Annotated in this window: 1 protein-coding gene; it reads right to left on the reverse strand. The window is 43.7% G+C overall.

Annotated features, from left to right (window positions below; genetic code table 11):
* A partial coding sequence (locus tag AB4512_RS23845; RefSeq protein ID WP_372175978.1) for a porin occupies positions 1 to 384 on the reverse strand: 384 nt, incomplete at its 3' end.
* Positions 385 to 396 lie beyond the last annotated feature (12 nt).

Raw genomic sequence — 396 nt, forward strand, 5'->3', positions numbered from 1 at the left:
GATTTGAGCAGCGGCTGTATCTTGACGACCTACCGAAACAGCACCAAAGTTACCTTCAAGGCCAGCGTACATATAGCGTTGTTTAAAGTTATCAGTTTCATCGTTATCCGCTGAAGAATTTACGCCTTGTTCTGCTTCGTAGAAACCGAAACCAGATAAATCGCTAGTGATTTCAGTAGTACCGCCAACATTTAAACGCACTCGGCTTTTATTTTTCATGGTTCCGTCGATTTCTTTACCGCCTGAACCAATGAAATCACCACGGAATTCTGCACGACCACCAATCTTAAGCTCAGTACCATCAGAGCTGTAAACTGTTGCTGCTAGAGAAGAACCTGAAACTAGTGCCGCTACCACTGCAGAAGCTAGAACTGCCTTTTTCATAATCACTTACCT

Origin of the sequence: Vibrio sp. 10N.222.52.B7, from assembly GCF_041474275.1 — a bacterium.
GTDB classification, from domain to species: domain Bacteria; phylum Pseudomonadota; class Gammaproteobacteria; order Enterobacterales; family Vibrionaceae; genus Vibrio; species Vibrio crassostreae_C.